Source organism: Corynebacterium sp., assembly GCF_030530965.1.
Classification (GTDB): Bacteria; Actinomycetota; Actinomycetes; order Mycobacteriales; family Mycobacteriaceae; genus Corynebacterium.
On record NZ_JAUMTY010000059.1, the window covers coordinates 1 to 10,960 of the forward strand.

At 59.2% G+C, this 10,960-nt stretch carries 8 protein-coding genes and 1 riboswitch; of the genes, 6 read left to right on the plus strand and 2 right to left on the minus strand.

Annotated features, from left to right (window positions below):
* Positions 1 to 209, plus strand: a 209-nt coding sequence (locus Q3981_RS09280) for a hypothetical protein (protein WP_303125556.1), incomplete at its 5' end; no start/stop codon positions are given.
* Between the two features lie 61 nt (positions 210 to 270).
* Here Q3981_RS09280 and Q3981_RS09285 read toward each other — a convergent pair.
* The gene (locus Q3981_RS09285; protein ID WP_303125558.1) at positions 271 to 1,959 is read right to left on the minus strand and encodes a hypothetical protein; all 1,689 of its coding nucleotides are present in this window, start codon (positions 1,957 to 1,959) and stop codon (positions 271 to 273) included.
* A 3-nt stretch (positions 1,960 to 1,962) separates the two neighbouring features.
* On the minus strand, positions 1,963 to 2,697 hold the full coding sequence (locus Q3981_RS09290; protein WP_303125560.1) for an ATP-binding cassette domain-containing protein: 735 nt from the start codon (positions 2,695 to 2,697) through the stop codon (positions 1,963 to 1,965).
* A gap of 293 nt (positions 2,698 to 2,990) precedes the next feature.
* On the opposite strand from Q3981_RS09290, the gene Q3981_RS09295 reads away from it, so the two are divergent.
* The 5 genes from Q3981_RS09295 to Q3981_RS09315 all read left to right on the plus strand — a co-directional run.
* Positions 2,991 to 3,719 (plus strand): sulfurtransferase, encoded by a 729-nt coding sequence (locus Q3981_RS09295; protein WP_303125562.1) that lies wholly within the window; start codon positions 2,991 to 2,993, stop codon positions 3,717 to 3,719.
* A gap of 327 nt (positions 3,720 to 4,046) precedes the next feature.
* Positions 4,047 to 4,202: riboswitch (glycine riboswitch) on the plus strand.
* Positions 4,203 to 4,236: 34 nt separating this feature from the next.
* The gene (gene gcvP, locus Q3981_RS09300; protein ID WP_303125563.1) at positions 4,237 to 7,416 is read left to right on the plus strand and encodes an aminomethyl-transferring glycine dehydrogenase; all 3,180 of its coding nucleotides are present in this window, start codon (positions 4,237 to 4,239) and stop codon (positions 7,414 to 7,416) included.
* Between the two features lie 82 nt (positions 7,417 to 7,498).
* Positions 7,499 to 8,638, plus strand: a complete 1,140-nt coding sequence (gcvT, locus tag Q3981_RS09305; RefSeq protein ID WP_303125565.1) for a glycine cleavage system aminomethyltransferase GcvT — start codon at positions 7,499 to 7,501, stop codon at positions 8,636 to 8,638.
* An 84-nt stretch (positions 8,639 to 8,722) separates the two neighbouring features.
* A complete protein-coding gene (gcvH, locus tag Q3981_RS09310) occupies positions 8,723 to 9,121 on the plus strand; it encodes a glycine cleavage system protein GcvH (protein WP_303125567.1) in 399 nt (132 codons plus the stop codon).
* Between the two features lie 140 nt (positions 9,122 to 9,261).
* Positions 9,262 to 10,960 (plus strand): hypothetical protein (locus tag Q3981_RS09315; RefSeq protein ID WP_303125569.1); only part of this gene is annotated, 1,699 nt, incomplete at its 3' end.

Consider the following 10,960-nt stretch of genomic DNA (forward strand, 5'->3'; position numbering starts at 1 on the left):
ACGATGCGAAGAAATGGCTGGCCAAGCGCGGTTACGACCCCGCGTACGGTGCCCGCCCACTGCGTCGGTTAGTGCAGCAAGCCATTGGCGACGAACTGGCGAAGGAACTCCTCGCCGGGGATGTTCGCGACGGCGACGTTGTCGAGGTCACGGTGGCTGAGGGCGGAGACAAACTCGAGGTCCACGGCGGTGGCGTGTCGACGCTGTAAGTGAGAATTTTTAGAGCCCTTCCGGAGTGGTGTCCGGGAGGGCTATTCGGGTTTCATGGCATTACTTGCCGTTAAGACAATGCTGGAGTTGGATGAGGTCTTCTTCAGGTGGCGGAGGATTGTCCGGACTCCCTGGAGCGGGAGCAGCTAGATAGAGCGCTGAACTCGCCTGCACATTCTTGCAGGAGTTCGCTATCGTTTGGCCAAGTTCGGAGGAAATATCCGTGCTCGGCAACGCTCGGGGGACTGTGAGTGAGCGTTTGCGGTAGAGACCAAACTTAGCCATCGGGCTATCCGAGGGAGCGAAGGCATTATCGACCAAGTACAAAGTCTGCGGAAGGTATTGCTTGGCCGGTGCATCAGCATACAGATCACTTAGTGTGCGTGCCGCTGCATGTAGAAACGGTGCATTCGTTTCGCTTGAACAAACTTGGCGATTGAGCTCTGGAATTGATGTACAAGCAGTCAGTTTGTCCCGTCGGTCGGTGGAAACGTGATCAACCTGACTATGTCCCGCTATGAGCACGATGAGGGTGAGGATAAAAGCGACAGAGGGGACCCAAATCCCTTTGCGCTTATGACCAATTGCGACGCCGGTTAGTGCTAATACGGCGACAATGATAAGGAAAGCGCCAATAGTTGTTGCTGCTGAACTTGTCCCGGCGACAACAACGGATGAAGAGACATCATGTGAAATAAGGAACCAGCTATTGGCGGCCAGAGCGATGACACTGACTGTGATAATAGGGATGAGAACAGCGGTAGTTACGGAAAGCGCTGGTTTTTTAAGGAGTGCGATGGTGGGGTAGTTACTTAGTTTCTCCCAGACTGCGATCCCAGTGCGCCAGCGAGTTTGCCCCATAAAAGTTCCCACAGCCATAGCTACGGAACCGAAAACAAAAATTCCATTGAGACACGTGGAGGCTAATTCAGCTGGGCTGCCGCCCCAATTCTTTTTATCCTGGAGCAGGTAATACGAATAACTTATAGTTATAAGCAAACCGATGGCGATTTGTTGTGTAATTCGTCGCCACCCGCGAGCTCGTAATTGTGCGACAGGGATAGCATCTCCACGATAGACAGTGGAGCGGCTAAAAATATTGGACTGCCGGTTAGCATGAAAACGACCCCGACCGACAGTGTCCTGACGTAAATATATGACGCTTAAAAGGATAAAACTTCCTAGGCAGAGGGGAATGCTCAGATCGGTAGTGCCATCCGAGTAGAAAGCCCCAGGGCTTCGCAAAGCGCCATATACGGTGTCCCAAACAGTTGGATACTGTGGCCAGGAAAATAGCATGGATCCCGCTGCTGCGATGAGTGGGAGAATCCATATCCGAGTTTGTCCTAGAAGTTCGCGCCCAAGCAATCCGAGTGCGAGAAAACCAAGGATATTTCGAAATATGGCAACAAATCCAAAATCCGTGAGATTAGTGGGATAACAGGCGATCGAGACAATAGCTCCGGTAATAACGGCAGATCCCAACAGAATAAGTCGACGCCGGATGAGTGGTCGTGGAGCACATAGATCAGGTTTTGTCTCGTGACTGAAGATGAATACTAAAGGCAGGCTTGCAATGAAACTCAGCCACAATGGTTCAATTTCAATGGTGCCGCCGTTAGACTCCAGGGTTAGAAGGATAGCCATTCGCAGCGCGAGCGTAGACACCACGGCGATAACAATATTGTGTGGTAGCCGATGAAAACGTGCCCATAACCACCAGCCTGGTGTTTTTCGTTGCAGTACCATGAGCTAGCGCTCACCTACTAGGTCTAGGTATTGGGCTTTCAGCTCGGGAAGCTGGCGGGTATGGCAAAACTCATCCCACCCTCCAGAGAACATAAAGGTACCCCGGGACATGACGGTGAGGGTGTCGGCAATGTCAATAATGTCTTCGACAATATGAGTCGAGGTAAGGACGACGGCATCTTGAGCAACAGTCGCAACGATTCTTCGAAGTGAATCGCGCTGTGCCATGTCAAGTCCGGCCGAAGCTTCATCAAGTATGAGTAGACGTGGGGAACCTACCAGTGCAGAAGCGATTCCGACGCGCCGTCTCATCCCACCGGATAGTGACGCAATGGTGGCATCCGCTTTGTCTGATAGCTCTGTCAGATCTATCAACCGATCAACTTCGGCCGACACGTTCCCATCCGGTATTTGTTTGAGCCAGCACATATAAGCCAAATGCTCCCGGACGGTAAAACGTGATTTCGGCAGGTTCTCTTGGGGCAAATAGCCCAGAATGCGCCGCAGATCCATGCCTGTGTAGTCATTCCGATTAGCCAAATCGGGATCATTGTCAGTAAAACGAAAACTTCCCGACGAAGGCTTTCGCAACGTAGCGATTACCTCAAGCAGTGAAGATTTACCCGCACCATTGGGGCCCAGCAGAGCATGAACACCAGCTCCCAAAACTAGATTGGCATCCTGCACCGCCACCGTGGAGCCGTATTTCACGGTCACATTGTCGATGCATAAATGCATGTCAAACTCCCTTGTCTGAAGTTAATTCAGCTTTGGAAACTAATACTATACGAAGCCTACCCTCAATACGTGTGAGCAACCGGATGGCAGGTTGTTAAAGGGTAACTGTTGTCGTTACCAGGAGCATCTCACAACCTGCCATACTGCAGTCTGGAGCTCGTCCGCATAAGCTAGTGCCCATGACCGTGTACGTTTCTCCAGATATCTTGTCCAAAGCTATCAACAAATCGAATCGTATTAGTATCTTGAGCACCCACTGGTCCAGTGGAAGCCGCACCGCGTATTCGAGGTTCGTGTCCGAACATATTCCGGACGCTCAGTTCTGCCCGCCAGAGTTGGCCCTCACCGGAATTCCCTCCCGCGAAGCCGGGCGTAACCCGCTTCCGAATAAAGGGATCCTGCAGGACTGGGTCTACAAGTGGGGGCTGGACAAGAAGACGCCGATCATCATTTACGGCCAGCACCACGGCATTTTCTCCGCCCGCGCCTGGTGGATTCTCAAGTGGGCCGGGTTCACCGACATTCACATTCTCGACGGGGGCCTCCAGGCGTGGGAAGACGCCGGCCACCCCGTCATCGCCGGGCCGGGGAGCCTCCCGCAGCGGTTCCGCACAGAGATCACCGTCGGCAATATGCCTACCATCGAAGCCGATGAGATCGACCAGTGGATCAAGGATGGCGGTTTCCTCCTTGATGCGCGCGACGAGCGTCGTTTCAATGGGATTGCCGAAAAGCTGGACTTCCGCGCTGGCCACATCCCGGGTGCGATCAACATGCCGGTCCAGGACTTTTATAACGAGGACCGGACGGTGCTGTCGCCCGACGAGATTCGGGCGCGGTTCAACAGAGCGGGAATTACCGACGGATCGAAAGTGGCTGTGTACTCCGGATCCGCGCTGCACTCCTGCGCGATGATCGCAGTGATGGAGCACGGTGGGATCGACGGTGCGACGCTGTTCACCGGTGGTTGGTCGCAGTGGGCGGGGAATCCTGAGAACCCCATCGAGCGCTCGGGCGAATAAGCATTGCGCGAGCCTGTCACCGCGCGAACCAGCCACCGGTTGAGCCCGTGACCGCCCGAACCATGTGACGTTCGTGTAAATATTTCTTCCCGTCGGGGGTAACCTACCGGCGTCGTGCCTGGTCATTGCCTCGAAATGAGGTAACCAGATCGTGAAGTGCGCTCGACATGTCCGGGGTTGCGGATATAGTCGAGTGACGAACATGCCGTTACGAGTTGCAACGGGAGAGCTTGCTTTCCGCGCCGGGCGCATTGCGCTTCCGGCCAGAAAGTAGCGCCGTAGGAGCAAACCCTCCCCGGGAATCTCTCAGGCCCAGTACCGCTGCAATGAGGCACCACTGGAAAGAGCTGCGTATGCAGCCGCCGAAGGAGAAAAGCAGACCGAAGCAACGCCACCTGTGGGGCTCTATACATCTGTAGGGCTCCATGCAGGGCGTTGCTAAGGCTGCCGAAGCTCTCAGGTACAGGAGACAGTGCGGGGGAGGCGACCGGTCATCGCCTTCGACGAATGGGAAACAATGTCTCATCCACAGTCTCAGCAGCAGTCCTCCCAGCAGGCTCACCCGAAATTCGATCCGCAGAACACGCAGGGTGCGGCCCCCGCGTCTATTAAATCCACGGCCGACCTCACCGCGCCGTTGAGTTCACCGCGCGTGTCGGCCGCGTCGTTCCCGGCGCGCCACATCGGCCCCAACTCGTCGAGCATTCAGCAGATGCTGCAGACCTTGGGGTATTCGTCGGCACGCGAACTTGCCGAGGCAGCGTTGCCTGATTCCATCAAGAACCGGGATCTCAATCTGCCGCCGCGCCGCACCGAGCAGGACGTGTTGTCCGCGCTGCAGGTGTATGCCGATAAGAATGTTCAGAAGAAGCAGCTGATCGGCGCGGGCTATTATGACACCGTCACGCCGGCTGTGATCAGGCGAAACATTGTGGAAAACCCGGGGTGGTACACCGCGTACACCCCGTATCAGCCGGAGATTTCGCAGGGCCGCCTGGAGGCGCTGCTGAATTTCCAAACCGCGGTGGGGGATTTAACTGGGTTTGACGTCGTTAATGCGTCTCTGCTGGATGAGGCCACTGCCGTCGCGGAGGCCGTCCAGTTGATGATCCGCGGTGGGCGTCGGCGTAAAGGTGGGGAGTCGGTCGTGCTCCTCGATAGCACTTGCCACCCGCAGGTGATCGCGGTTGTTCGGTCGCGGGCGAAGGCTGCTGGTATTTCGCTTCGCGTATCGACGATCACCACCGACACGATTGCCGACGAGGAGAACCTTGCCGGCGTCGTTATTGCCCAGCCCGGAACGACGGGTGAGGTGCGTGACTTGAAGCCGCTGATCGACTCCGCGAAGGAGAAGAAAGCGCTGGTCACGGTGGATTGTGACCTTCTGGCGCAGACGCTTCTGGCATCGCCGGGTGAGCTCGGTGCGGACATCGCGGTGGGGTCTGCGCAACGCTTCGGTGTGCCGCTCTTCTTTGGTGGGCCCCATGCGGCGTTTATGGCTGTGACGACCTCGCTGACCAGGAAGTTGCCGGGCCGCATCGTCGGTGTGTCGAAGGATGAAGAGGGGACTCCCGCGTATCGCTTGGCCCTGCAGACCCGCGAGCAACATATTCGACGCGACCGCGCGACCTCTAATATCTGCACGGCGCAAGCGCTGTTGGCTGTTGTGGCCGGCATGTACGCCGTGTGGCATGGGCCGGATGGGTTGAAAGAGATCGCTGGCCGTATTCACGCGCATGCTGCTGCGCTGGCCGACGCCGTCGTCGCAGCTGGTCTTCGCATTGAGCATGACACGTTCTTTGACACTGTGACCGTGAAGCACAGCACTGATAATGCAGCGCGTATTGCTGTCGCGCGGGCCCATGAAGAGGGCTTTAACCTGCGAGAACTCGGTGGCCGGCTGGTTGGCATTTCTATCGGCGAATCCACGACTGACACAGATATTCGTCAGTTGGCTGCGATTTTGATCAGCGCTGAGGGGCGCGATAGTGGTTCCGGGCCCGATAGTTTGGATGAAGTGCGTGAGCTCACCGCGGGCCTGCCGGGTGATCACCGCGATGTGGCGACGGTCGGAACAGCGCACCTGCCTGCGGATCTTCTCCGTCGCGATGAAATTTTGACGCATCCGATCTTCCACGCCATTACCTCAGAAACCGAAATGATGAGGTATCTGCGGATGCTTTCCGACCGCGACCTCGCCCTCGACCGCACCATGATCCCGCTGGGGTCGTGCACGATGAAGCTGAACTCTGCAGTAGAGATGGAGCCGATCACGTGGCCGGGCTTTGCCTCGATTCACCCCATGGCTCCCGACGATCAGACGGCGGGGTGGCGTGAACTTATCCACGATCTACAGGACAGCTTGGCCGAGATGACCGGCTACGCGGCTGTCAGCGTGCAGCCCAACGCGGGATCCCAGGGTGAATTCGCTGGTCTGCTGGCTATTCGCCGCTACCACCAGTCGCGCGGTGACAATGAGCGCACCATCTGCCTGATCCCGGAGTCCGCCCACGGCACCAACGCGGCGTCGGCGGCATTGGCTGGGTTGAAAGTTGTCGCGGTGAAATCCCGCGACGACGGTTCCATCGATCTTGATGACCTGGACGCGAAGCTGGAGAAGCAAGGCGACAAAGTTGCCGCCATCATGATCACGTACCCCTCCACCCACGGCGTCTACGAAGAACATGTTCGCGACGTGTGCGATAAGGTCCACGCGGCCGGTGCGCAGGTGTACATCGACGGCGCCAACCTCAACGCGCTGGTCGGCCTGGCAAAGCCCGGGCAATTCGGTGGCGACGTCAGCCACCTTAACCTGCACAAGACCTTCACCATTCCTCATGGTGGCGGTGGTCCCGGCGTCGGCCCGCTGTGTGTTGCTGAACACCTGGTTCCCTTCCTGCCGGCTGATCCGATGGAAACGACAAGTGACGACGCGGAGCGCCCCGGTGATGGTGCGGAAGGCTCCTCAGCCAGCGCAGAAGGCTCCGATGATGCCGCGTCCGAGGCACACGGCGTTCCGATTGCCGGTGCTACCTATGGTTCCGCCGGCGTCGTCCCGATCTCCTGGGCATACATCGCGCTGATGGGTGGCGACGGCCTGGCAGCGGCGTCGGAAATGGCCCTGGTGAATGCTAACTACATCTCTCACCAGCTCGCCGACGATTTCCCGACCCTGTACACGGGCAAGAACGGTTTGGTTGCGCACGAATGCATCCTTGACCTGCGTGAAATCACGAAACGCTCGGGTATCACCGCGGAGGACGTCTCTAAGCGGCTCATGGACTTCGGCTTCCACGCGCCGACCCTGGCCTTCCCCGTGCCTGGGACTCTCATGGTGGAGCCCACCGAGAGCGAGGACAAGGGCGAACTCGATCGCTTCATCGAAGCGATGCGCACGATCCGTCGCGAAATTGATGAGGTGATTGACGGCACCGTCGCCGAGGAAGATTCCGTGATCCGCCACGCCCCCTATACGGCCTGGTCAGTGACGCGCGACGACTTCGACGACGCCGTGTCCCACGGTCACTTCACGCGCGAGAAAGCGGCATTCCCCGTCCCCGGGTTGCGTCGGACCAAGTACTTCCCACCGGTTCGGCGGATTGACAATGCCTACGGCGACCGTCATGTGGCGTGCTCGTGCCCGCCCTTGGAGGACTTCGCCATCACCGACGAGGAATTCAACAGCCTGGATAAATAGGCACCCACACCAGGTACCGCAGCGCTAACCCCAGCGACAACCCACAGCACCAACCCCAGCGACGTTGACAGGAGAACACGACGTGACAGAACAACCCGCCACAGGATCCGGCACAGGATCGGCCACCCCGAAAAAGACCGCATTGCACGATGTTCACGAGGAACTCGGCGCCCGCTTCACCGATTTCGGCGGCTGGGATATGCCCCTCAAATACGGCAGTGAACTGGACGAACACAAAGCCGTCCGCACGGACGCCGGCATTTTCGACCTCTCCCACATGGGCGAGGTCCGAGTCAGTGGTCCGCAGGCAGCCGACGCGCTCGATCACGCATTGATCTCACGGTTATCCGCCGTGGCCGTCGGCAAGGCTAAATACTCCATGATGTGTACCGACGACGGCACCATCATCGACGACCTCATCACCTACCGCCTCGGCGACGACGAATTCTTGGTCATCCCCAACGCCGGCAACGCGCCCACGGTGGCCTCGGAATTGGTCTCTCGCGCTGAGTCTTTTGACTGCACTGTGGCCGACGAATCCAGCGAAACGTCGTTAATCGCTGTGCAAGGCCCCAACGCGGAGCGCGTCTTGGCCTCGCTACCCGGCGCGGATGTCCGCAACCTGGCCGAGGTGAAGTACTACGCCTTCTTCCGCGGCACTGTTGCCGGGCACGACGTGATCATCGCCCGCACGGGATACACCGGGGAAGACGGGTTCGAGATCTTCGTACCGAACAGCGGAGCCCACGACGTATGGGCCGCGATCATGGGCACCGACGCTGTGACGCCATGCGGGCTGGCCAGCCGCGATACGCTCCGCCTGGAGGCGGGCATGCCTCTCTACGGCCATGAGCTGGACCGGTCGCACACCCCGGTCGACGCGGGCCTCGGCGTGTTGGCGGCGACGAAGAGCAAGGACGCCTTCGTCGGCCGGGACGCCATCGTCGCTGCGAAGAAGAATGGTGCGACGCGGAAACTCGTCGGGCTGAAAGGCGATGGGCGACGAGCTGCCCGCGCCGGATACACCGTGTTGACCAGCGATGATAAAGAGGTTGGGGAGGTCACCTCGGGCGCGCTGTCGCCGACACTCGGCTATCCCGTGGCTATGGCCTATGTGGATGCGGACGTCGCTGAGCCGGGAACCGCGCTTTCCGTGGATATTCGTGGTAAGCATTATCCCTACACGGTGGTTCAGCTTCCGTTCTATAAGCGTGACCGCTAGCCCCAACAATCGATCCCATCAATCGACGGTAAAGACCATTCATCCGCAGCGACGAGTGCGGATAACAATGCGAAGGAGATCCTGATGTCCAACGTTTCATTGCCCGCTGACTACCTCTACTCCAGCGACCACGAGTGGATCGACAACGACGCCGCCGAGCCTGGCGACACCGTCCGCGTCGGCATTACCCATGTTGCCGCCGACCAGCTGGGCGAGATCGTGTATGTTGACCTGCCCGACGTCGGCACGGAGGTCGAGGCAGGGGAGGCTTTTGGTGAAGTGGAATCCACCAAGTCTGTTTCCGACATTTTCGCTCCCGTCTCGGGCGAAGTGGTCTCGATCAATGAGGACCTTGGCGACGACGCCGGCGTGATCAACTCTGACCCATACGGCGACGGCTGGCTGTACGAGGTTCGCATCTCTGACCTTGGTGAGCTGCTAGACCAGAGCGCCTACGCCGCCGAGAACGATATTGACGGGTAGGGTCTAGCAGCGAATAACTGGTCAACGACGGCTGCCACTACTCCCTGCCGGGTTCGACGACGTGATCCCCAGGGGCAGGGGTGGCGGCCTTTGTGTGCGGGTGGAGGCATTGTCCGCGTAAGCGGATAGACTATCTAACGATGAATTCCGCAGTTTTCCTGATTCTTGGCGCTCTGCTGCTCCTCGCGGCCGCAGCGCTGCTGTGGGCTGCCAACCGACCGGCAGATGATAGGGAGTGGCGTCGAGTTCTCAACCGGCGCGCCGGCGGGCATGAACGGTCTACGTTGTCCCAGGTGGGGCGGGGTGATCGTTCGTTTGAAGGGGAGGGGGCGTCCGGTGGTACGCGCGGTGCGTCTGATGACGTCCCGTTTAATGATGCCGACGCTGGTTCGGGTGATGCTGGCTTTGGCGACGAACTCCCGCCGCGCCGTAGAAATCCCCGTTTTAATCCCCAGCAGACCCCGACTGCGGATGAAGCATTCTCACATTTCGGTGTGCACCCGCATGGTGAGGCGGAAGACGAGCGCGCTGATCAGGAATGGTCTGACGATGGCCTGTCTGCTGACGATGTCTCAGTGACGCACGCGGACGAGCGAGTGGATGCCCAGCGCGGAGCGGCCTCCCATGATGACGGCGAGGACTACGCGTTTGCTAGGACTCGCCATGGCCGGGATGAACGCGCGGACACAGTTTCGCCCTCGCGCAGTGTTCCCGTAAGTAAAACGGGTGCCACGTCGGATTCCTCTGCAGACTCACCAGAAGACGCAGCTGCAACCACAGATGCGTCAGCAGATGAACCAGACGACACCCCCGAGGAGTGGTTCGCGAACCCCACGCGAGCGACTCGTCGGGCACGTCGATCATGGGCTGCCGAGCACGGATGGCAGTTTGATCGCACCGATCCCGACTTGGCTCACGAATGGGCCGACCACGTTGGCACGTCCCCAAGCGAAGCCAAAGACGTCGTATCGGGACGGATGCGCGCACGCCGCGCCCACGTGGCCGACATCAACGACAATTCCTACCTGGGGTTACGTCGATCCGGATCCTCAGACATACTTATCGACTTCCGGGACCGTGACCGCTGGGCACCGCAGAACCAACCCGGTGACGGCCCCGGTCATATCAAACCTCCCCGGCCCGACCAGGAATACGTGGGATCGTGCGGCGGATTCGCCGTGTTCTCCTCGGACCCGCTGTCCGTCCGGCTCATGATGGATTCCCGCGCCGACCACGCACTCGCACACCTCCGCGGCGCCACCGCAGCCATCGTCATCGACCCGTGGTGGATCCTCGTCCGGTGCAACCGCCGCCCCACCATCGACGATATCCCCAGGATATTCGCCTATATCGCCGATCTTGACGACGCCACCCGCGTCCTGCCCAACCCGACGGCAGAGTATCTGGACATGACAGATGGCGACCCCGGCCGCGCGTATTCGTACGACATCTTCACCCTGGGCGACGGCCCACGCATGCAGGCCGTTCCCGACGCTGGCCTCGCCGGTCATTCCGCCACCGGAACTCAGTCCGCTGCCGATCAACCTGGCACGGCCAGCCAATCCGGCAGTGCCGACGTCGGCAATGATGATGAACCGGCCGGCCAGGAAGAGCACTCTGGTGCGGATGCTCACATCGGATGGTCGGATAGGCCCGAATTCCGCCACGAGTATGTTGATTTGCCGCGCCGGGATCGAAGCCGACGGGAGGGGACGACGACGGACGACGAATTGTGGGATGAAGTGGGGAAATCCACCGGGGATATTCCCGTTGTGGGTAGCGATCCTGACCACTCGGGCGCACATGAGCGGTCCGGGCGAGTTATCCGCGTGGAGTCTG